The following is a 20,567-nucleotide window of genomic DNA, read 5'->3' as shown; positions in this document are numbered from 1 at the left end:
TCGGACCGGCCCTACACCCTGCGCAGTCGGGGGAAGGCCGGCGCCGCCGTCAGGAAGGCCAGCGAGACCAGGACGAACGGCCAGGTGAAGGCGTGGCCGCCGGACGGTGCGAAGACGGCGGCCAGGGCCGGGGTGAGCACCGTCGCGGCGGCGGCGCCGGCCACCGCGTAGGCCAGGCTCCAGCCGTCCGCGGCGAGGAAGACCCCGCACAGCGCCATCGCGACCAGCACGGCGTTGTAGCCCAGCGCCCCCTCGGCCACCTGCTCGGCGGGGGCGCCCAGGGCCCATGCGGTGCCGATGCCGACGACGCTGCCGACGCAGGCCAGTGCGCCCGCCCGCCGGCAGGCGACGAAGATGCCGGCCAGGAAGATCAGGCCGACGTGCCACTGCGGCATGAAGAAGATCTGACCGACGTTGGCGAAGAAGGCGTGCCAGAGGTCGGAGAAGGTGAGGGCGGCGGGCCCGACGGCCGGGCGGGGGAGCGCGGCCGGGCCCGCGTCCTGGTGCCAGACCCGCTGGAATCCCGGCGCGGCGATGGTCAGCGCGCTGGCCGTCAGGCAGAACGGCAGGGTGAAGGCGGGCAGGTCCCAGGTGGCCAGTATCCGCGCGGCGGCTCCGGTCAGTACGGTGACCACCGCGCTGCCGGCCAGGGCGAGCAGGGCGGTGGAGAGCCGGTCGGCGCCGAGGAACACCGCGCAGCCGACCGCCACCAGACAGGCGTTGAACCCTTCGAGCCCCGCGGTGATCCGGTCCCGGTCCACGCCCAGGAAGCGGGCGGTGGCGGTGCCGACGGCCGTGCCTATCAGGCCGTAGAGCCCGTATCCCCAGCCCGCCGCGAACAGGCCGATCGAGAACACCGCACCGGTCAGCGCGTTCGGCAGGAAGTCGACCTGCGCCTGGCCGCGCAGCACCTCGATGACGAACCGTCCGCCACGCGTCCGGAAGGGGCCGTTGACGGCCGTGCCCCACTCGCCCACGCCGCCTCCTGTTTCCCGCACCCGCCCCTGCCCGCCAGAGGCGGGTGCACTTTACAGCCGGCGGGCGGCGCTCATCAGCGGGCGGGGTCGGGCGGCGGTGCGAGCTCGGGGTGCTGCAGAGCCAGGCCGTCCACCAGGGCGCGCAGGCCGGTCTCGAACGCGCCCTCGTCCACCTGCCGCTGATGCTCCGCGAGGAGGTGCGCCTGGCCCAGGTGCGGGTAGTCGGCGGGGTCGTAGGCGCTCGGGTCGTCGACGAAGCCGCGGGCGAACGAGCCCAGTGCGGAGCCGGCCACGAAGTAGCGGACCATCGCGCAGACCCGGGTGGCCTGTGCGGGCGGCCAGCCCGCCTCGACCATGCCGCCGAACGCCGCGTCGGCCATCTTCAGCCCGGCCGGGCGCCGCCCCGGCCCCTGGGCGAGGAACGGCACGATGTGCGGATGGGCGGCGAGCGCCGCGCGGTAGGAGCGGGCCCAGTCCAGCAGCCCGGCGCGCCAGTCCGCGCCCTTCTCGAAGGTCGACACGTCGACCTTGGCGATGACCGTGTCGGCGACCGCGTCGAGGATCTCGTCCTTGGTCGTGAAGTGGTTGTACAGGGACGGCCCGCTCACGCCCAGCTCCGCCGCCAGCCGCCGGGTCGACAGCGCCGGCAGCCCTTCGGAGTCGATCAGCTGCAGCGCCGTGGAGACGATGCGCTCGCGGCTCAGCAGGGGCTTGCGGGGTCGGGCCATGGCGCACATAGTAGAGGCGCCCAGCAAAAACTAGCAGTGCTAATTAATGGTGCGACAAGGGCGCGCGGCACTGCTCTTGGCCAGGAGGGGGCCGGATGGATCTGGAGCTCAGCGCGGAGCAGGCCGCGGCGCGGCAGCTCGCCAGGGACTTCGTCGACCGCGAGGTCGTCCCGTACGCCGCCGCCTGGGACCGCGCGGAGGAGGTCGACCGCGGCATCGTCCGAAAGATCGGCGACCTCGGCTTCCTCGGTCTCACCGTTCCGGAGGAGTACGGCGGTTCCGGCGGCGACCACCTCTCCTACGTCCTGGTGACCGAGGAGCTGGGCCGCGGCGACTCCGCGGTGCGCGGCATCGTCTCCGTCTCGCTCGGTCTGGTGGCCAAGACCATCGCCTCCTGGGGCGAGGAGCGGCACAAACGGGAGTGGCTGCCGCGGCTGACCTCGGGCGAGGCGGTCGGCTGCTTCGGCCTGACCGAGCCCGGCACCGGTTCCGACGCGGCGCAACTGGCCACCCGGGCGGTCCGCGACGGGGACGACTACATCGTCGACGGCGCCAAGATGTTCATCACCAACGGCACCTGGGCCGATGTGGTGCTGCTCTTCGCCCGCACCGGCGACGCCCCGGGCCATCAGGGCATCAGCGCCTTCCTCGTGCCGACCGACAGCCCCGGCCTGACGCGCCGCGAGATCCACGGCAAGCTGGGGCTGCGCGGCCAGGCCACCGCGGAACTGGTGCTGGACGGCGTACGGGTACCGGCCGCCGCGATGCTGGGCCCCGAGGGCAAGGGCTTCTCGGTGGCGATGTCCGCGCTGGCCAAGGGGCGGATGTCGGTCGCCGCCGGCTGTGTGGGCATCGCCCAGGCCGCGCTGGACGCCGCGATCGGCTACGCGGGCCAGCGTGAGCAGTTCGGCAAGCCGATCGCCCGGCATCAGCTGGTGCAGGAGCTGATCAGCGACATCGCGGTGGACGTGGACGCGGCGCGGCTGCTGACCTGGCGGGTGGCCGATCTCATCGAGCGCGGTGAGCCGTTCGTCACCGCCGCTTCCCAGGCCAAGCTGTTCGCCTCCGAAGCGGCGGTGCGCGCCGCCAACAACGCGCTCCAGGTCTTCGGGGGCTATGGCTATATCGACGAGTACCCCGTCGGCAAGCTGCTGCGCGACGCCCGGGTGATGACGCTCTACGAGGGCACCAGCCAGATACAGAAGCTGGTCATCGGCCGTGCGCTGACGGGGGTCTCCGCGTTCTGACCCCGGTGTGCGGGCGCCTTGCCGCCCGCCGCCCTCCCCGGGCCTGTCCGGTCCTGCCGCCGGACAGGCCCTAAGCGCTTGCTCAGTGGCGCGGTATGGTGTTCGATCCGTCCAAGGAACGTCCCTGGCGGATCGAGGAGCGGGGTGCGGCGATGGGTGCGGCGGCGGAGCAGGCTGCGGAGGAGAACCAGGAGTGGGCCGGGGTGACCCCGGACGCCGCGCGGCGGCTGGTCGGCGCCGCCGTCGAGGCGTTCGCCGAGCGCGGCTACCACGCCACCACCACCCGTGACATCGCCGGCCGGGCCGGTATGAGCCCGGCGGCCCTCTACATCCACTACAAGACCAAGGAAGAGCTGCTCTACCGCATCAGCGGCATCGGCCACGAAAAGGCCTTGCGCATCATGGGCGCCGCCGCCGAGGCCCAAGGCAGCGCCACCGAGCGGCTGCGCGACGCCGTGCGGACCTTCGCCCGCTGGCACGCCGAGCACCACACCACCGCCCGGGTCATCCAGTACGAACTCCAGGCGCTGAGCCCCGAGCACTACACCGAGATCGCCGGTCTGCGCCGCCGGACGGACCGCCTGCTGCGGCAGATCATCCAGGACGGCGCGGACAGCGGGGAGTTCCGGGCCGACGACGTGCCGGGCACCACCCTGGCGGTGCTGTCGCTGTGCGTGGACGTCGCCCGCTGGTTCTCGGCGGACGGCTCGCGCACCCCCGACGAGGTCGGCGCGCTCTACGCCGACCTCGTGCTGCGGATGGTGGGCGCCGACCCGGCGGGCCCCGCTACAGGTAGAAACGGCTGACCGACTCCGCGACGCAGACCGGCTTGTCGCCGCCCTCGCGTTCGATCGTCACGACCGTGGTGAGCTGCACGCCGCCCTTGACCTCGGCGACGTCGGCGATCTTCGCCGTGGCGCGCAGCCGCGAGCCGACCGGCACGGTGGCCGGGAAGCGCACCTTGTTCGTGCCGTAGTTGATCCCCATCTTCACGTTGTCGACCCGCATCAGCTGCGGCACGAAGGCGGGCAGCAGCGACAGCGTCAGATAGCCGTGCGCGATGGTGGTGCCGAACGGGCCGGTCGCGGCCCGCTCCTGGTCCACGTGGATCCACTGGTGGTCGCCGGTGGCGTCCGCGAACAGATCGATCCGCTTCTGGTCGATCTCCAGCCAGTCGCTGGTGCCCAGCTCCTCGCCGACCGCGGCCCGCAGCTCGTCGAGCGATCCAAACACTCGGGGCTCTGCCATCTCCGTCTGCCTCCTTGGGATCCACCTACGCCGTCGTGCACCGGGTGCCGCCGTCGCACGCCGGGCCGACGCTTACTAAGCGCTTGCTCAGCATGCGGAGTGCGGGTACCCGCTGTCAACGCTTGCGCGGCTAGGGTGGAAACGTGCCCCAGCTTCCGTTCAAGGTTCATGAGCTCTCCGTCGGCCAGCTGTCCGCGCGCAGCGGCGCCGCGGTGTCCGCGCTGCACTTCTACGAGTCCAAGGGGCTGATCAGCAGCACCCGGACGGCGGGCAACCAGCGCCGCTACTCCCGGGACGCGCTGCGCCGGGTCGCCTTCGTCCGGGCGGCGCAGCGGGTCGGGATCCCGCTCGCGGTGATCCGGGACGCGCTGGCGGAGCTGCCGGACGAGCGCACCCCCAACCGCGACGACTGGGCCCGGCTCTCCCAGGTGTGGCGCTCCGAGCTGGACGAGCGGATCAGCCAACTGGTCGAGCTGCGCGACCGGCTGACCGACTGCATCGGCTGCGGTTGCCTGTCGCTGGAGAGGTGCGCGCTGTCCAACCCCTACGACAACCTCGGCGAGCAGGGACCCGGCGCCCGGCGGCTGCGGGTCGACCGGGGCGCCAAGGACCCGGAGTCCGCACCGCCCCCGCCGGAGGCGGCGTCGCCGCGCCGGGAGGCCGTGCCGTCCTCGTGCCGGGAGGGCACGCAGGGATGAGCGCGGCCGCGCCCGCCCCACGCACGGGACGGGTGCGGACGGGTCAGCCCGCGCTCACCACAGGGCCGGCTTGCGGGCCGCCCACGGGCGGGCCTGCTCCAGCTGGGCGGAGAGCGCGATCAGCGTCGCCTCGTCGCCGTACCGGCCGGCCAGCATCACACCGATCGGCAGTCCCTCGGCGTTCCAGTGCAGCGGGACGTTGACCGCGGGCTGGCCGGTGGCGTTGCAGAGCGCGGTGAACGGGGTGAAGGACCCGAGGGCGGCGAACTCCGCCTGCGGGTCGGCGTCGTTGCGCAGCTCGCCGACGGCCACCGGGGGCGTCGCCAGGGTCGGTGAGAGGATCACGTCGTAGCCGGTGCCCGGCGGCATCAGGCCGTCGGCGAGGGACTGGGCGAGCATGCGGAAGGCGTACATCGAGCGCGCGAAGTCCGTGCCGGAGACCTGGCCGCCGCGCTCGCGCAGATAGCGGGTGAGCGGCATCAGCAGCTCCTCGCCCTCCGGCGGGACCGGTTGGCTCGCGGCCATCACGGACCAGACACGGGTGAAGGCCTCGCGGATCGAGTCGTCCGACGGCAGTGACAGCCGCTCGACCTCGTGGCCGAGCCCGGTCAGCAGCGCGGCGGTGTCGTCGGCGGCCGTGCGGCAGTCGGGGTGGACCTCGACGCCCGGAATGGGCGCCCCGGTCAGGCAGGCGATCCGCAGCCGGCCGGGGTCGCGCAGGGCGTACGAGGCGAAGGTCTCGCCGGGCGGCAGCATCGGCGCCGCGTACGGGTCGCCGGGCATCGTGCCCGCCATGACGTCCAGCAGGGTGGCCGCGTCGGCGACGGTACGGGCCAGCGGGCCGGAGGTCGCCAGTCCGGTGATGTCGTGCATCAGCGGGCCGCCGCTGATCCGTCCGCGGCTGGGCTTGATGCCGTACAGCCCGCAGGCCGACGCCGGGATGCGGATCGAGCCGCCGCCGTCGCTGCCGTGCGCGACGGGGGCCAGGCCGCCGGCGACCGCCGCGGCCGCGCCGCCGCTGGAGCCGCCCGCCGAGCGCGCCAGGTCCCAGGGGGTGCGGGCGGGCGGGGCGAAGCCGTTCTCGGTGTAGCAGGGCAGCCCGAATTCGGGGGTGTTGGTCTTGCCGAGCAGGACGGTGCCGCCCGCCCGCAGCTTGCCCGCGACATGGTGGTCGACCTCCGGCACATGCTCGGCGAGCGCCCGCGAGCCCATCGTGCAGCGCACCCCGGCGACATGATGGAGGTCCTTCACGGGGACCGGGACGCCGTGCAGCGGCGGCAGTTCGCGGCCCTCGCGGCGGGCCGCGGCGGCCTCGCTCTCGGCCTCCGCGGCCTGCTTGCGGGCGATCTCCGGGGTGCGGGTGATGAAGGCGCCCAGTGTGTCGTCGAGCCGATCGATCCGCGCCAGGTAGTGCTCGGTCAGCTCCACGGGGGAGAGCTCACCGGACCGGATCCCCTCGGCCTGTTCGAGCGCGGACAGATCGTGTAGCTCGGCCATGGACGTCTCCCTCCTACGGGTGCCCGCGCGGCCCTGGTGCCGTACGGGCGCAAGGGCCGGTGCCTGCGCCGGGTGCGCTGTCGGTGCGGGTGGTCAGCCCGTGAACAGTTGTTTCAGCTTGAGGGTGAGTTCGTAAAGGCCGTACAGGAAGGGGACGGTCACCCACAGCCAGACGAGGACGAGGAGGGGGGTGCGGCGGGCGGTCACTGCTCGGCTCCCTTCGTGTCGGCGGGCGCGGGCCCGGACGCGGCGCGCCCGTCGGCGGCCAACTGGGCGCCGGGCGCGGGGGGTTGATGGTGGCGGGGGTGCACGGGACGGATGAGTTCGTTGGCGGCGAAGCCCACGGCCAGCAGGCCGATCATGACGAAGAAGGAGGTGGAGTAGAGGTCGGGGCCGCTGCGGCCGGCCGACTTCCCGCTGTCGGCGACGGCGTTGACGATCAACGGGCCCAGCACGCCCGCGGTGGACCAGGCCGTCAGCAGCCGGCCGTGGATCGCACCCACCTGAAACGTGCCGAACAGGTCCTTCACATACGCCGGGAGGGTGGCGAATCCGCCGCCGTAGAAGGACAGGATCACCGCCGCGCAGACGATGAACAACGGCTTGGAAGCATCGCCGGCCAGCGCGAGCAGCAGATACATCAGGGCGCCGGCGCCCAGGTAGAGGCGGTAGGCGTTCTTGCGGCCGGCCAGGTCGGAGGCCGAGGACCAGACGATCCGGCCGAGCATGTTGGCCAGCGAGAGCAGGCCCACGAAGCCGGCCGCGGCCGATGCGCTCACCGGCGCCGCGGTGCGGGCGAAGAAGTCGGAGACCATCGGGGCGGCCTTCTCCAGGATGCCGATGCCTGCCGTGACGTTCATGCACAGGATGACCCACAGGCACCAGAACTGCGGGGTGCGCAGCGCGCCGCGGGCCGACACCTGGGCCGTGGTGACCAGCGGCCGGGCCGCCGAGGCGGCCGCGGCCGGGCGGCCCGGCGGCCGCCAGTCGTCGGCGGGGACCCGCACCAGCACCACGCCCAGGGACATGAACACGGCGTAGGCCAGGCCCATGACCAGGAAGGTCCGCGCGATTCCGGACGCATCGGAACCCAGGGCGGCGAGCAGCCGGACGGACCAGGGCGAGGCGATCAGCGCGCCGCCGCCGAAGCCCATGATGGCGATGCCGGTGGCCATTCCGGGGCGGTCGGGGAACCACTTGATGAGGGTGGAGACGGGGGAGATGTAGCCGATGCCCAGTCCGATGCCGCCGATGAAGCCGTAACCGAGGACGATCAGCCAGTACCGGCCGGTGGCCGCGCCGAGGGCGGCGACGAGTAAGCCGCCGCAGAAGCAGAGGGCCGACACGCACATCGCCCAGCGCGGGCCGTTGCGTTCGACGAGCGTGCCCCCGAACGCCGCGGACAGCCCGAGCATCACGATGGCCAGCTGGAAGGGGAGCGCGGAGGCCGTCCCGGACAGCTTCAGGGCGGACTCCAGGGGCGGTTTGAACACGCTCCAGGCGTAGGCCTGTCCGATGGCGAGATGGATGGACAGGGCGGCGGGCGGGACGAGCCACCGGCTCCACCCCGAAGGCGCGACGATGCGGGAACGGGCGGGCGCGATCATGTGGCGGAACGTACCTCGCCGGTCACCCTCCGGGAAGGCCGCACGCCGAAGTCGCCGCGGCGCGCACCAATGCGGCGTTGCCGTCGGCCGGGGTGCCGTCGGGCATCAGGAGGGTGTCCTCGATGCCGATGCGTGTGTGCAGGCCCAGTTCGGCGGCGAGCCGCAGCACCGGCCAGGCGCCGCCGTCCGCGCCGTGCAGCAGCACCGGGCGGCCGTGCGGGACTCCGGCCAGCGCGGCGAGCAGCCGGCGCGCGGTGCCCCGCGCGGACCGGGCGTCGGGGTCGGTCACTTCGGCCAGCACCCGCAGCACCCGTGGCGCGAGCGGTGAGCGGGCGAAGCGCCGCACCCCGTCGGTGCCCGACCAGAGGCCGGCCTCGACACCGACACCGCGCTCCAGCAGGGCCGTGGCGACCGCCTCGGAGCCCTCCTCGTGCCAGTTCACCGAGGCGTGATCGGGCAGCACCGTCCAGGACCTGATCCTCTCCACCCGGCGGTGGGGGAGATCCGGCTCGGTCCAGGCTCCGGTCGTCACGCCCACCGGGACGTCCACCACCGCCCGGACGGCCTCCAGGGCGGGGCCGACCACGCGCGGCGAGAGGGAGTCCCGGCCGCACGGGGTCTTGGGGTGGACATGGACGTCCTCGGCGCCGGCCGCCACCGCCTGCCGCGCCGCCTCGGCGAGCGCCGCCGGTGACATCGGCACCGCGCCCGAATCGGCCGCGGTCCGCGGTCCGTTGAGACATACCTGCAACATGCCTTCGATGATGGCACCGGGGTCCGACAACGACTCCGGCCGTGGTGTTCGGACCGGGGCGCTCCTGCGCCGGCAAGCGGTGACGGCCGCCGGGCTCAGGCCGCGGCGAAGGCCCCCGCACCCTGGGCGCGTACCGCCGAGGTCAGCGCCTCACGGGTGAGCACCGAGGCCGGGGCCAGCACCCCGCACTGGCGGCAGGCCGGCCCGGGCGCCGGGACGTCGGCGGTCTCCGGGAGCCAGGCGAAGCGCGTGCCGCCGCACACCGGGCAGTCCCGGCGCGGCCGTCCCGCCTCCATCGCCACGATCATGCGGCGCAGCACCTCCGCGAGCCGGGCCGCCGGGTGCCGTTGCGGTGACTCGCACGGCACGATGTCGCAGCCGCCCCACGTCCGCCGGTGCCAGTCGTCGATCGCGCTGGGCTGACGGATGCCGTCGTGCTTCTCCTTGCGGCGCCGGGCGGCGAACTCCTCCTCGTACGCGAGCCAGAGGGTGCGGGCCTCTTCCAGCTCGGTCAGCGCGGCGACCAGCCGCTCCGGGTCCGGATCGCGGTCCTGGGTCGCGATACCGGCCCGGGTGCACAGATGGTGCCAGGTCGCCCGGTGTCCGTAAGGGGCGAAGCGTTCAAGGCACTTGCGCAGGGCGGTACGTCGCTGAGCTGCGACGAGTCGTGGATTGCGGACCTGTTCTGCGAGGGCTCTGAAACCGGCCATTTCATCCCACCTCCGGGGGGAGGATCCGACTGGACGGGGATGGGACGTAGTCGGCCGACGTCTGGATCCATCGAACTTTTGTGCGTTTCGCCGGTGTCACGGCGAGATGTCACCACAGTGGCGGCCGTTGCGTCTGTGGGGAATTGGAAAAAGTGACTGTTGTTCACCTTCCGGCCGGGGATAACCGCCGGTAACGTCCCGCCCACCCTCCCCCGAGTTCGTGAGGAGCAGGGGGGACCCCATCGAGGAGCAGGGATGCGACGACGTACCGGAAGGCTCAGGACCGCCGCGGCGGCGGCCCTGTTCGCCTTGGGTGCCACGGTCTTGGCACCACCCCCCACCGCGGCCGCCGCGCCGCACCCCGACCACGATTACTGCGAAAGCCAGTGCGCCGACATCCTGCCGCCCGGCGCCACCGGCAACGCCACCCTGGTGGAGATCCTCGGCAACAAGCTGTTCGGCACCCACCCCGCGCACTCCACCGACCAACTCGCCCCGTACGGCGCGCTGGCCAGTGGCTACCAGTCGCTCACCGACGACACCCTCACCCAGTTCTTCAACGACGCCTCCTTCGGCGTCCCCGACGGCCAGGTCGGCAAGGTCACCGCGCCCCGCGACGACGTGACCATCACCCGCGACAAGAAGACCGGCGTCCCGCACATCAAGGGCACCACCCGCTACGGCACCGAATTCGGCGCCGGATACGCCGCGGGCCAGGACCGGCTCTGGCTGATGGACCTCTTCCGCCACATCGGCCGCGGCGAGCTGACCTCCTTCGCCGGCGGCGCCCTCGCCAACCAGGGCCTGGAGCAGCAGTTCTGGCCGCAGGCGCCGTACACCGAGCAGGACCTCCAGCGGCAGGTCGACTACATCAGGGACCACAACGGCGAGCGCGGCAAGCAGGCCATGGCCGACGCGCAGGCCTACGTCGACGGCATCAACGCCTACCGCGAGCAGTCCAAGAACGGCCGCTACTTCCCCGGCGAGTACGTCCTCACCGGACATATCGACGCGATCACCAACGCCGGTGAGATCGCGCCGTTCAAGCTCACCGACCTGATAGCGCTGGCCTCCGTGGTCGGCGGCCTCTTCGGCAACGGCGGCGGCGGGGAGGTCACCAACGCCCTGTCCCTGCTCGCCGCCCAGCAGAAGTACGGCGTCGAGAAGGGCACCGAGGTCTGGGAGTCCTTCCGGGAGCGCAACGATCCCGAGGCGGCCAAGACCCTGCACGACGGCAGCAGCTTCCCGTACGCCGTCAAGCCGGCCAGGGCCAAGGGCACGGCGCTGCCGGACCGCGGCTCGGTCACCCCCGAGCCGCTGGTCTTCGACCGCACCGGCGCGGCGACCACCAAGAGCGGTACACCGCCCCGGGACCCGGTCGCGGCCCCGAGGAAGTTCCGCAAGCTGGAGGGCCTGTTCAAGGACGGGGTGCTGCCCAAGGGTAGCTTCAACCCCAACCAGCGCCGCGGGATGTCCAACGCCCTGCTGGTCTCCGGCAAGCACACCGCGAGCGGGCACCCGGTCGCCGTATTCGGCCCGCAGACCGGCTACTTCGCGCCCCAGCTGCTGATGCTCCAGGAGATCCAGGGGCCCGGCATCAGCGCCCGCGGCGCCTCCTTCGCGGGCGTCGGGATGTACGTCCAGCTCGGCCGCGGTCAGGACTACGCCTGGAGCGCCACCTCCGCCGGCCAGGACATCACCGACACCTACGCGGTCGAACTGTGCAACGCCGACGGCTCGCCGGCCACCAAGGACTCCACCTCCTACCGCTACCGCGGCGCTTGCGTCCCCATGGAGAAGCTGGAGCGCACCAACTCCTGGAAGCCCACCATCGCCGACCCGACGGCGGCCGGCTCGTACCGGATGCAGGTCTTCCGGACGAAGTACGGGACCGTCACCCACCGCGCCACCGTCCGCGGCAAGCCCGTCGCCTACACCGCCCAGCGCTCCACCTACCGCCACGAGGCCGACTCGATCATCGGCTTCCAGATGCTCAACGACCCCTCCGCCGTACGCGACGCCAGGTCCTTCCAGAAGGCCGCCCAGCACATCGGCTACGCCTTCAACTGGTTCTACGCCGACTCCCGCGACACCGCGTACTACAACAGCGGCCTCAACCCGGTGCGCAACCCCGCCGTCGACCCGTCGCTGCCCATCACGGCGGACGACGCCTACGAGTGGCAGGGCTACGACCCCGCGACCAACACCACCGACTACACCCCGCCCGCCCAGCACCCGCAGTCCGTCAACCAGGACTACTACATCTCCTGGAACAACAAGCAGGCCGAGGACTACGACTCGGCCGGCTTCGGCAACGGTTCGGTGCACCGCGGCAATCTGCTGGACGACCGGGTGCGCGCACTGACCGAGGAGGGCGGGGTGACCCGGGCCTCGCTGACCCGGGCGATGTCCGAGGCCGCCGTCACCGACCTGCGCGGCGAGGACGTGCTGCCCGAACTCCTGCGCGTGCTGGGCAGCAAGCCGGTCACCGACCCCCGGCTGAGGACCGCGGTCCAGCAGCTGCAGGCCTGGCACAAGGACGGCGCCCAGCGTCGCGAGACCGCCGCCGGCTCGCACACCTACACCCACCCCGACGCGGTCCGGCTGATGGACGCCTGGTGGCCGCTGATGATCGAGGCCGTCTTCAAGCCGGGCCTGGGCGGCGACCTGTACGACGCGCTGGGCGCCAACCTCGCCGTCGACGAGTCGCCGTCGGCCGGCCACGGCCCGACCGGGGGCCACGCCGGATCGGCCTTCCAGTACGGCTGGTGGAGCTACGCGGACAAGGACCTGCGCTCGGCGCTCGGTGACAAGGTCCGGGGCCCGCTCGCCAAGCGCTACTGCGGCGGCGGCGACCTCTCCGCCTGCCGCGACACCCTCCTGGCCACGCTCGCGCAGGCGAGCGGCAAGACGGCCGAGCAGGTCTACCCGGGCGACGCGAGCTGCAAGCCCGGCGACCAGTGGTGCGCCGACGCCATCATCCACCGCGCGGTGGGCGGGCTGACCCACGACACCATCAGCTGGCAGAACCGGCCGACGTACCAGCAGGTCGTGGAGTTCCCGGCACACCGATAGTCGGGTACCGGACACCGGTAGGCGGCTACCGGACACCGGTCGCCGGCAGGCGAAGGCCCCGGGGTGGGACCCCGGGGCCTTCGCACGGGCGCGCGGGCTATGCTGCACAGTCCTGATTTCCGGGGAGGGAAAGCGAGTTGGGCGCGCATGGCCTCGTCAGGTCCGCAGCAGTACCCACCGGAGCTGCTGGACACCACCATGGACCAGCTGCGCACACTGATCGTCGTCCATGAGACGGGCACCGCGCTGGGCGCCGCGCGCCGGCTGGGCCGCGAACAGTCCAGCGTGCAAAAGCAGCTGGACAGGATGAACCGCACCTTCGCCGCACTGTGCGGCGAGGAGCTGGTGCTCAAACAGGGCCGGGGGAGGGACGCCCTGTTCACCGCGACCGGCGAGGCGCTGGTCGACCTGGCGCGGCGCACGCTCGGCGCGTGGTCGGACGGCGTGCAGGGCGCCCGCCGCCGGCTCGGCAGGACGCTCTCCGTCGGCACCACCCGCTACACCCTCGGCTTCCTGCTGGACGCGGTGGAACGCGTCCGCGAGGACTACGAACGCGACGGTGTCGACCTCAAGGTCACCCACGTCCGCACCGGCGACCTCTTCACCAAACTGCGGTCCAAGGAACTCGACCTGGTCTGCGGCAGCGTCGTGGTCACGGAAGGCGAGGAGGCCGAACTGCTGGCCCCGTACGAGGTCATGGAGTGGCGCCGCAGCGGTCTGTCGCTGCTGACGAACCTGCCGCCGGAGCAGCTGCCCGGCACCTCCCTCGGCGCGTGCGAGCTGCCCCGGCTGCCCCTGGTGATCTCGGCGCGCGGCCTCATCGGCCGGTTCCTGACCGCGTGGTACGGCCCCGACTACCGCCAGCGGCTGACCATCGCGGCCGAGATCGAGGCCGCGCACTACGGCTTCGAGCTGCTGCGCTCCGGGGTCGTCAGCGGGGCGATGCTGGTCACCCGGGGCATCGGGGAGGCGGCCGCGGACGGCCGCCTCCCGGAGGCCGGCGGACTGCGCACCCTGGAGATCGTCGGGGAGGCGGAGCCCCGGACCGAGGTGCTGGTCGGCGTCTTCACCCGGCGCGGGGAGCGGGCGTCGTATCCGCCCGGACACCCCCTCAACCTCCTGTGGGACGCGCTGTCGAGGGAGAGCGGCCGGTGGTGGCTCAGCTCGTGAGCCCGCGGGGGCTTCGGCGCCGGGCCCTCAGGACAGCTCCCGCTCCCGGGTCTCCGGCAGCGCCAGGACGCACACCAGGGAGACGACCGCCATGGCGCTCACGTACCAGCCCACCGACGCGGAGCCGAACTCCGACTGGAGCCGGGTGGCGACCAGGGGCGCCACCGCGCCGCCCAGCACCCCGCCCAGGTTGTAGGCCAGGGAGGCGCCCGAGTACCGCACCGCCGTACCGAACAGCTCCGGCAGGTACGCGCCCATCGGGCCGTACACCACGCCCATGCAGAACAGCGCGCCGCCGAGGCCGAGCGCGATCAGCGCCGGCTGCCGGGTGTCCAGCAGCGGGAAGAGAACCAGTCCCCAGAGCACCGACAGGCCGCTGCCCGCCAGGACCAGCCTGCGGCGGCCGGCGCTGTCGGAGCGGGTGGCGGCGAGCCAGGTGCCGGCGGCCAGGAAGAGGCAGGCGATCAGGGACAGCCCCAGCATGGTGTTGCGGGAGACGCCCAGCTCGCCGGTCGCGTAGGACAGGCAGTAGGTCGTCGCGGTGTAGAAGAGCCCGTACGCCACGACCATGCCGCCCGCGCCCAGCAGCAGTTCGCGCGGATGCCGGCGCAGCACGTCGACCACGGGGACCCGGCTGGCCTCCTGAGCGTCCATCACCTTCGCGAACACCGGCGTCTCGCTGATCTTCAGCCGCACGAACAGCCCGACGCCGACCAGCAGGAACGACAGCAGGAACGGCACCCGCCAGCCCCACGAGCGGAACGCCGCGTCGTCCAGCACGGACGACAGCAGCCAGAACACCCCGGTCGCCGCGAGGAATCCGACGGACGGGCCGAGCTGCGGGAAGGCGGCGTACAGCCCGCGGCGCCTGCGCGGCGCGTGCTCGACCGCGAGCAGCGCGGCCCCGCCCCACTCGCCGCCCAGGCCGATGCCCTGCAGGAAGCGCAGCGCGATCAGCAGCAGCGGCGCCCAGACGCCCCAGGTGGCGTAGCCCGGCAGCAGTCCGACCAGCGCCGTGGACAGCCCCATCAGCAGCAGCGAGGCGACCAGCACGGACTTGCGGCCCACCCGGTCACCGAAGTGGCCGAAGACCACCGACCCGAGCGGCCGGGCGGCGAACGCCACCGCGTAGGTGGAGAAGGCCGCCAGGGTGGCGTTGACCGGCGAGAGGGTCGGAAAGAACGCCTGGTTGAGGACGAGCGCGGCGGCCGTCCCGTAGATGTAGAAGTCGTAGAACTCGATGGCCGTCCCGATGAACGAGGCCACGGCCACCCGCCGCAGGCTCTCGCCCCCGGCGTCCGCACCGTCCGCCGCCGGCGTACCGGCCGCCGTCTTCTGCACTGCTGTCGCGTCATTGCTCACCAGCGCACTTTCCTGGTCGGTGTACTGGACAGTCAATAGTCGAAACGCGTCGTCCCGGACCCTGAGACGGACCGCGCGCGGCGGCGCTCGCCGGCGAGCGCGGTCCGTTGTCAGTGCCGTGTGGAACACTCGCCGACGTGTTCGAGAAGAGGTTCGAACACGCCGTACATCAAGGGGGATTGGCGCCATGGGCGTGACCATCGGGTTCATCAGCGCGACCACGGAGGAGCTGGACAGGGCGGAGAAGGACCCGGGTTGGGCCGACGAGTACACCTTCGAGCTGTACGACGACGAGGACTTCCCGACGCGTCCCCACGGCGGGCCGGACAAGGCGTGGGGCGGCCTCCAGTTCCTGCTCGACGAGACGGACGTGTATCTGGACTTCCTGATGGACGGCTCCCCGATTCTGGAGGACGGCACCCTGTTCGGGTGGTCCGCCGAGCAGATCGAGAGCCTGGCACGGCAGCTGCGGGCGACCCCGTGGGAGGAACTGGCGGCCCATTACGACCCGGAGCGGATGACGAAGGAGGGCGTGTACCCCAACGTGTGGAGCTTCGACCCCGAGGGCGAGCTGGAGTGGCTGAAGAGCGCCTACGAGGAACTCGTCACCTTCTTCTCCGAGGCGGCCGAGGGTGGCTACGGGGCGTTCATGAGCTTCAGCTTCTAGCGCGAGGGATAGCGAAGATAGCGGGCGCGTACGGCGCGGAACTCGACGAGATCCGCCTGCCAGGCGGCGACGATCTCGTCCGGCTCCGCGCCCGCGTCGATCATCCTGCGCACGGTCGACGACCCGGTCAGCCGGTCGATGCCGTGGTCCGGGCGCCAGGCGAAGCCGTCCCAGACCCGCTGCGCGGTCACCAGCAGCGCGATGCCGGTGCGCACCGGGTCGAACGCCTCCCGGTCGTGCACATGGAGCTGGACGCCGCCGATCGTCTTCCCCTGGAACTTGGAGAAGGTGGGGGCGAAGTAGGCCTCCCTGAAGTGCACTCCGGGCAGGGCGAGTTCGTTCGCGGCCGCGGCCCAGCGGCGGTCGATGCCGTCGGCGCCCAGCAGCTCGAAGGGGCGGGTGGTGCCGCGCCCCTCGGAGAGGTTGGTGCCCTCGAACAGGCAGGTGCCCGCGTAGACGAGGGCGGTGTCCGGTGTGGGCATGTTGGGGCTCGGGGGTACCCACGGCAGGCCCGTGGCGTCGTAGAAGTCGCCGCGCCGCCAGCCGGTCATCCGCACGGTCTGAAGCTCCACCGGCCGTCCGGCGGCCGCGGGGACGAACTCGCCGTTGAACAGCAGCGCCAGTTCGACCACCGTCATGCCGTGCGCCTGGGAGATCGGCTCGCGGCCGACGAAGGAGGCGTAGGCCTTGTCCAGTACCGGGCCGGCGGCGAAGCGGCCGGTGACCGGGTTCGGGCGGTCGAGGACGACGAAGCGCTTACCGGCGAGGACGGCCGCGACCATGCAGTCGTAGAGCGTCCAGATGTAGGTGTAGAAGCGCGCGCCGACGTCCTGGATGTCGAAGACGACGGTGTCCACGCCGGAGGCGGTGAAGACGGCGGCGAGTTCCTTGCCGCTCTTGTTGTAGGTGTCGTAGACCGGCAGCCCGGTGGCCGGATCGTCGTAGCGGCCCTCGGAGCCGCCCGCCTGCGCGGTGCCGCGGAAGCCGTGCTCGGGGCCGAAGACGGCGGTCAGCCGCACCCGTTCGTCGGCGTGCAGGACGTCCACGATGTGCTCGGCCGTCCGGGTGATGCCGGTGGGGTTGGTGACGATGCCGACCCGCCGGCCGTCCAGGAGGCGGTAGCCGTCGGCGGCCAGGCGCTCGAAGCCGGTGTGCACCCGCCGCCCGCCGCCGGGCGCCGGCTCGGCGGCCCGTGCGGGGGGCGCGGCCGCGGCCAGGGCCGTGCCGGCCGCGCCGGTCGCCGCCAGATGCCCGAGCAGAACGCGTCTCGACAGAGCCATCCGCACACCTCCGTGTCCAGCAGTGCAGGGGAGCAGGGAACAAGCGATGCGTGCCGGGTGCACGCTAGCCCGCCGGGCGCCGTTGGGGAACGGACCGGGCCGCGGCGAGGGGGGCTTCCCGCTCATGGGGGTCCCCCCGGTCGAGCGAAGTCGAGAGCGGGGGAGGAGCCGAGAGCCGGGGACGGCCTCTTCCGCCAGGACATACCGACTGGTTAGTCTGCCTGTCAGTCGAACCGATGCGACCGAGGGAGACCCAGCAGTGGAAGCCGTACGGGACAAGGCCGTCGTCGTGACCGGGGCGGGCGGGGGGATCGGCGCCGCCCTGGCCCGCCGGTTCGCCGCCGAGGGGGCCCGGGTCGTGGTCAACGACCTGGACGAGGCCAAGGCGAAGCAGACCGCCGAGGAGATCGGCGCCCTCGTGGTCCCCGGTGACGCCTCCACCGTCGTCCCCGCCGCCCGCGAGGCGCTCGGCGGCGCGATCGACGTCTTCTGCGCCAACGCCGGGGTCGGCACCGGCGGCGGACCCGACGCGCCCGAGGAGGACTGGGCGCTGGCCTGGGACGTCAATGTCATGGCCCATGTACGGGCGGCGAAGGAGCTGCTGCCGGAGTGGCTGGAGCGCGGTCACGGGCGCTTCGTCTCCACCGTCTCCGCGGCCGGCCTGCTGACCATGGTCGAGGCGGCCCCGTACAGCGTCACCAAGCACGGCGCGTACGCCTTCGCCGAGTGGCTCTCGCTGACCTACCGGCACCGCGGCATCGACGTGCACGCCATCTGCCCCCAGGGCGTGCGCACCGACATGCTCGCCGCCACCGGAGCCGCCGGGGAGCTGGTGCTGACCCCCACGGCCGTCGAGCCCGCGGACGTCGCCGACGCGCTCTTCGCGGCGATGGAGCAGCACCGCTTCCTGGTGCTGCCGCACCCGGAGGTCGCGGACTACTACGCCGCCCGGGCCGCCGACCCCGACCGCTGGCTGGGCGGTATGAACCACCTCCAGCGGAAACTGGAACAGGCGGAGGGCCGCGCCTGAGCCGTTCTCCGGCAGGAACGGGTGGCGGGCCGGCCGGGCCCGGGCCGCCACCCCGCGTCACCCCAGGTGTTCCCCCGCAGGGATGATCAGGCGATCAGGAAGAAAGGGCCGCACCCCGATGACCTCCTACCAGGACAAGCCGTGGCTGGCACAGCTCACCGAAGCCCAGCGCGCCCCCGCCCGGCCGCACCCCTCGATGCTGCACGCCTTCCGGGCCGCGGTCGGCCGCGCCCCCGACCGCACCGCGCTCGCCTACTTCGACGGCCGGCTGTCCTACGCCGAGACCGACGCGCTCTCCGACGGCATCGCCGCCCACCTCGCCGGGCGCGGTTTCCGGCGCGGCGACCGGGCCGCGGTCATGCTCCAGAACACCCCGCACTTCGTGCTCGCGGTGCTCGGCGTGTGGAAGGCCGGCGGGGTGGTCGTGCCCCTCAACCCCATGTACAAGTCCGCCGAGGCGCGGCACATCCTGGACGACTCCGAGGCCACCGCCGTCATCTGTGCCGACCGCACCTGGGACGGCTATCTGCGCGCCACCGCCGCCGAGGCCCCGTCCGTACGGATCGCGCTGACCGCCTGCGAGCGGGAGCTGCAGACCCGGGACGACGCCCGGGTGCTGCGCGGCGAGCCGCTCGGGCCGCAGGAAGGGGCCGACGACCTGCTGACCGCCGCCCGCACCGCCGGGAGGCTGCGCGCGGCCCTGGCCGACCCGGAACTCACCGCCGACGACCTCGCGCTGATCAGCTACACCTCCGGCACCAGCGGTACCCCCAAGGGCGCCACCAACACCCACGGCAACATCACCTACAACGCCGAACGCCAGCGCACCGGCCTGAGCCTGCCCGAGGGCGCCACCTACTTCGCGCTCGCCCCGCTCTTCCACATCACCGGCATGGTCTGCGAACTGGCCGCCTGCATCGCCAACACCGGCACCCTCGCGCTGGCCTACCGCTTCGAGGCGGGCGTCGTCCTGGACGCCTTCCTGGAGCACCGCCCCGCCTACACGGTCGGCCCCTCCACCGCCTACATGGCGCTGATGGCCCACCCCGGCGTCACCCGCGACCACTTCGCGTCCTTCACCACGATGTCCTCCGGCGGCGCGCCGCTGCCGCCCGCCCTCGTCGAGAAGTTCCGGACCGGCTTCGGCCCGTACCTCCACAACGGCTACGGCCTGACCGAGTGCACCGCGCCCTGCGCCAGCGTCCCGCCGGGCAGGCAGGCGCCGGTCGACGAGGTCTCCGGCACGCTCGCCGTCGGGGTGCCCGGCCCCGACACGGTCGTCCGGATCGTCGGCGAGGACGGCCGGGACCTGCCGTTCGGCGAGCAGGGCGAGATCGCGGTGCGCGGCCCCCAGGTCGTCCCCGGCTACTGGCGCCGCCCCGACGCCACCGCCGAGGCCCTCCCGGACGGCGAACTGCGCACCGGCGACATCGGCTTCATGGACACCGACGGCTGGCTGTACGTCGTCGACCGCAAGAAGGACATGATCAACGCGGCCGGCTTCAAGGTGTGGCCGCGGGAGGTCGAGGACGTGCTCTACGGCCACCCCGCGGTGCGCGAGGCGGCGGTCGTCGGTGTGCCCGACCCCTACCGGGGCGAGACGGTCAAGGCGTATGTCAGCCTGCGTCCGGGGCAGGATCTGGACCCCGCCGAGCTGTCCGCCTACTGCAAGGAGCGGCTCGCGGCGTACAAATATCCCCGTGAGGTGGAGATCCTGGCAGAGCTTCCCAAGACCACGAGTGGCAAGATCCTCCGACGGGAGCTGCGCCACCGCGCATGACGTACGCACGAAGGACAGGTGAGGGCGATGGCCGGCACGAAGGACGGCAACGGCAACGGCGGCGCGAAGCCGGTGGCCCAGAGGCTGCTGGCCACCGCCACCAAGCTCTTCGCGGAGCAGGGCTATGACCGCACCTCCGTCCAGGAGATCGTCGACGCGGCGGGCGTCACCAAGGGCGCCCTGTACCACTACTTCGGCTCCAAGGACGATCTGCTGCACGAGGTCTACGGCCGGGTCCTGCGGCTCCAGCAGGAGCGTCTGGACCACTTCGCGGACGCCGACGCGCCCGTCGAGCGGCGGCTGCGCGACGCCGCCGCCGACGTCGTCGTCACCACCATCGAGAACCTCGACGACACCAAGATCTTCTTTCGCTCGATGCACCACCTCAGCCCGGAGAAGGACAAGCAGGTGCGCGCCGAGCGGCGGCGCTACCACGAGCGCTTCCGGGCCCTGATCGAGGAGGGCCAGCGCGCCGGGGTGTTCGCCGCCGGGATCCCCGCCGACCTCGTCGTGGACTACCACTTCGGCTCGGTGCACCACCTCGGCACGTGGTACCGCGAGGACGGCCCGCTCAGCCCCCAGCAGGTCGCCGACCACCTGGCGGACCTCCTGCTGCGCGCCCTGCGGCCCTGAGAAACGACGGACGGCGGGGGGGGGGGGGGGGGGGGGGGGGGGGGGGGGGGGGGGGGGGGGGGGGGGGGGGGGGGGGGGGGGGGGGGGGGGGGGGGGGGGGGGGG

The 20,567-nt window shown here is 72.7% G+C and carries 19 protein-coding genes; 9 read left to right on the top strand and 10 right to left on the bottom strand.

Going from position 1 to position 20,567, the window contains the following annotated elements; translation table 11 throughout:
* Window positions 1-11: 11 nt before the first annotated feature.
* The gene (locus AC0680_RS25215; RefSeq protein WP_478632680.1) at window positions 12-977 is read right to left on the bottom strand and encodes an urea transporter; all 966 of its coding nucleotides are present in this window, start codon (window positions 975-977) and stop codon (window positions 12-14) included.
* 74 nt (window positions 978-1,051) lie between these two features.
* Entirely contained in the window at window positions 1,052-1,705 is a 654-nt protein-coding gene (locus AC0680_RS25210; protein WP_478632677.1) for a TetR/AcrR family transcriptional regulator, read from the bottom strand.
* 95 nt (window positions 1,706-1,800) lie between these two features.
* Between AC0680_RS25210 and AC0680_RS25205 the strand changes: the two genes are divergently transcribed.
* Together AC0680_RS25205 and AC0680_RS25200 are read left to right on the top strand one after the other, a co-directional pair.
* Window positions 1,801-2,952: an acyl-CoA dehydrogenase family protein gene (locus AC0680_RS25205; protein ID WP_478632674.1), complete on the top strand. Its 1,152-nt coding sequence runs from the start codon at window positions 1,801-1,803 to the stop codon at window positions 2,950-2,952.
* Window positions 2,953-3,104: 152 nt separating this feature from the next.
* Window positions 3,105-3,758, top strand: coding sequence for a TetR/AcrR family transcriptional regulator (locus AC0680_RS25200; protein WP_478632942.1), 654 nt, complete (start codon window positions 3,105-3,107; stop codon window positions 3,756-3,758).
* Here the strand turns inward: AC0680_RS25200 and AC0680_RS25195 are convergent.
* Window positions 3,739-4,200, bottom strand: coding sequence for a MaoC family dehydratase (locus AC0680_RS25195; protein WP_478632671.1), 462 nt, complete (start codon window positions 4,198-4,200; stop codon window positions 3,739-3,741). The genes AC0680_RS25200 and AC0680_RS25195 overlap by 20 nt on opposite strands.
* Before the next feature lie 143 nt (window positions 4,201-4,343).
* Between AC0680_RS25195 and soxR the strand changes: the two genes are divergently transcribed.
* Entirely contained in the window at window positions 4,344-4,898 is a 555-nt protein-coding gene (soxR, locus tag AC0680_RS25190; protein WP_478632668.1) for a redox-sensitive transcriptional activator SoxR, read from the top strand.
* A 54-nt stretch (window positions 4,899-4,952) separates the two neighbouring features.
* Here the strand turns inward: soxR and AC0680_RS25185 are convergent, their stop codons facing one another.
* From AC0680_RS25185 to AC0680_RS25165, 5 genes are all read right to left on the bottom strand, one after another.
* The gene (locus AC0680_RS25185; RefSeq protein WP_478632665.1) at window positions 4,953-6,395 is read right to left on the bottom strand and encodes an amidase; all 1,443 of its coding nucleotides are present in this window, start codon (window positions 6,393-6,395) and stop codon (window positions 4,953-4,955) included.
* Between the two features lie 93 nt (window positions 6,396-6,488).
* Window positions 6,489-6,602: an MFS transporter small subunit gene (locus AC0680_RS25180; RefSeq protein WP_478632662.1), complete on the bottom strand. Its 114-nt coding sequence runs from the start codon at window positions 6,600-6,602 to the stop codon at window positions 6,489-6,491.
* A complete protein-coding gene (locus AC0680_RS25175; protein WP_478632659.1) occupies window positions 6,599-8,002 on the bottom strand; it encodes an OFA family MFS transporter in 1,404 nt (467 codons plus the stop codon). Before AC0680_RS25175 ends, AC0680_RS25180 begins: the two co-directional genes overlap by 4 nt.
* A 22-nt stretch (window positions 8,003-8,024) precedes the next feature.
* Complete coding sequence (locus tag AC0680_RS25170; protein WP_478632656.1) at window positions 8,025-8,756, bottom strand: 3-keto-5-aminohexanoate cleavage protein; 732 nt, start codon at window positions 8,754-8,756, stop codon at window positions 8,025-8,027.
* 95 nt (window positions 8,757-8,851) lie between these two features.
* A complete protein-coding gene (locus AC0680_RS25165) occupies window positions 8,852-9,466 on the bottom strand; it encodes a hypothetical protein (protein WP_478632653.1) in 615 nt (204 codons plus the stop codon).
* Between the two features lie 255 nt (window positions 9,467-9,721).
* Between AC0680_RS25165 and AC0680_RS25160 the strand changes: the two genes are divergently transcribed.
* Both AC0680_RS25160 and AC0680_RS25155 read left to right on the top strand, forming a co-directional pair.
* Entirely contained in the window at window positions 9,722-12,541 is a 2,820-nt protein-coding gene (locus AC0680_RS25160; RefSeq protein ID WP_478632650.1) for a penicillin acylase family protein, read from the top strand.
* Window positions 12,542-12,688: 147 nt separating this feature from the next.
* Window positions 12,689-13,711 (top strand): LysR family transcriptional regulator, encoded by a 1,023-nt coding sequence (locus AC0680_RS25155; protein ID WP_478632647.1) that lies wholly within the window; start codon window positions 12,689-12,691, stop codon window positions 13,709-13,711.
* Window positions 13,712-13,738: 27 nt separating this feature from the next.
* On the opposite strand, the gene AC0680_RS25150 is transcribed toward AC0680_RS25155, so the two are convergent.
* The gene (locus tag AC0680_RS25150; protein WP_478632940.1) at window positions 13,739-15,052 is read right to left on the bottom strand and encodes an MFS transporter; all 1,314 of its coding nucleotides are present in this window, start codon (window positions 15,050-15,052) and stop codon (window positions 13,739-13,741) included.
* 208 nt (window positions 15,053-15,260) lie between these two features.
* Between AC0680_RS25150 and AC0680_RS25145 the strand changes: the two genes are divergently transcribed.
* On the top strand, window positions 15,261-15,740 hold the full coding sequence (locus tag AC0680_RS25145) for a YfbM family protein (protein ID WP_478632645.1): 480 nt from the start codon (window positions 15,261-15,263) through the stop codon (window positions 15,738-15,740).
* On the opposite strand, the gene AC0680_RS25140 is transcribed toward AC0680_RS25145, so the two are convergent.
* Window positions 15,737-17,020, bottom strand: coding sequence for an exo-beta-N-acetylmuramidase NamZ family protein (locus AC0680_RS25140; protein ID WP_478632642.1), 1,284 nt, complete (start codon window positions 17,018-17,020; stop codon window positions 15,737-15,739). The genes AC0680_RS25145 and AC0680_RS25140 overlap by 4 nt on opposite strands.
* A 259-nt stretch (window positions 17,021-17,279) precedes the next feature.
* On the opposite strand from AC0680_RS25140, the gene AC0680_RS25135 reads away from it, so the two are divergent.
* The 3 genes from AC0680_RS25135 to AC0680_RS25125 all read left to right on the top strand — a co-directional run bounded on the left by AC0680_RS25135 (window position 17,280) and on the right by AC0680_RS25125 (window position 20,463).
* Entirely contained in the window at window positions 17,280-18,050 is a 771-nt protein-coding gene (locus AC0680_RS25135; protein WP_478632639.1) for an SDR family oxidoreductase, read from the top strand.
* 118 nt (window positions 18,051-18,168) lie between these two features.
* The gene (locus tag AC0680_RS25130) at window positions 18,169-19,830 is read left to right on the top strand and encodes an AMP-binding protein (RefSeq protein ID WP_478632637.1); all 1,662 of its coding nucleotides are present in this window, start codon (window positions 18,169-18,171) and stop codon (window positions 19,828-19,830) included.
* A gap of 27 nt (window positions 19,831-19,857) precedes the next feature.
* On the top strand, window positions 19,858-20,463 hold the full coding sequence (locus AC0680_RS25125; RefSeq protein ID WP_478632636.1) for a TetR/AcrR family transcriptional regulator: 606 nt from the start codon (window positions 19,858-19,860) through the stop codon (window positions 20,461-20,463).
* Window positions 20,464-20,567: the final 104 nt, after the last annotated feature.

The sequence above is a fragment of the Streptomyces sp. NPDC043738 genome, assembly GCF_056436545.1.
This window is presented reverse-complemented; position numbering and strand designations above follow the sequence as displayed.

Bases quoted from the DNA above. Each gene is read 5' to 3' on its own strand.
- AC0680_RS25210 (WP_478632677.1), bottom strand. From the start codon at position 1,705: ATGGCCCGACCCCGCAAGCCCCTGCTGAGCCGCGAGCGCATCGTCTCC.
- AC0680_RS25205 (WP_478632674.1), top strand. From the start codon at position 1,801: ATGGATCTGGAGCTCAGCGCGGAGCAGGCCGCGGCGCGGCAGCTCGCC.
- AC0680_RS25200 (WP_478632942.1), top strand. From the start codon at position 3,105: ATGGGTGCGGCGGCGGAGCAGGCTGCGGAGGAGAACCAGGAGTGGGCC.
- AC0680_RS25195 (WP_478632671.1), bottom strand. From the start codon at position 4,200: ATGGCAGAGCCCCGAGTGTTTGGATCGCTCGACGAGCTGCGGGCCGCG.
- AC0680_RS25185 (WP_478632665.1), bottom strand. From the start codon at position 6,395: ATGGCCGAGCTACACGATCTGTCCGCGCTCGAACAGGCCGAGGGGATC.
- AC0680_RS25175 (WP_478632659.1), bottom strand. From the start codon at position 8,002: ATGATCGCGCCCGCCCGTTCCCGCATCGTCGCGCCTTCGGGGTGGAGC.
- AC0680_RS25170 (WP_478632656.1), bottom strand. From the start codon at position 8,756: ATGTTGCAGGTATGTCTCAACGGACCGCGGACCGCGGCCGATTCGGGC.
- AC0680_RS25165 (WP_478632653.1), bottom strand. From the start codon at position 9,466: ATGGCCGGTTTCAGAGCCCTCGCAGAACAGGTCCGCAATCCACGACTC.
- AC0680_RS25160 (WP_478632650.1), top strand. From the start codon at position 9,722: ATGCGACGACGTACCGGAAGGCTCAGGACCGCCGCGGCGGCGGCCCTG.
- AC0680_RS25155 (WP_478632647.1), top strand. From the start codon at position 12,689: ATGGCCTCGTCAGGTCCGCAGCAGTACCCACCGGAGCTGCTGGACACC.
- AC0680_RS25145 (WP_478632645.1), top strand. From the start codon at position 15,261: ATGGGCGTGACCATCGGGTTCATCAGCGCGACCACGGAGGAGCTGGAC.
- AC0680_RS25140 (WP_478632642.1), bottom strand. From the start codon at position 17,020: ATGGCTCTGTCGAGACGCGTTCTGCTCGGGCATCTGGCGGCGACCGGC.
- AC0680_RS25130 (WP_478632637.1), top strand. From the start codon at position 18,169: ATGACCTCCTACCAGGACAAGCCGTGGCTGGCACAGCTCACCGAAGCC.
- AC0680_RS25125 (WP_478632636.1), top strand. From the start codon at position 19,858: ATGGCCGGCACGAAGGACGGCAACGGCAACGGCGGCGCGAAGCCGGTG.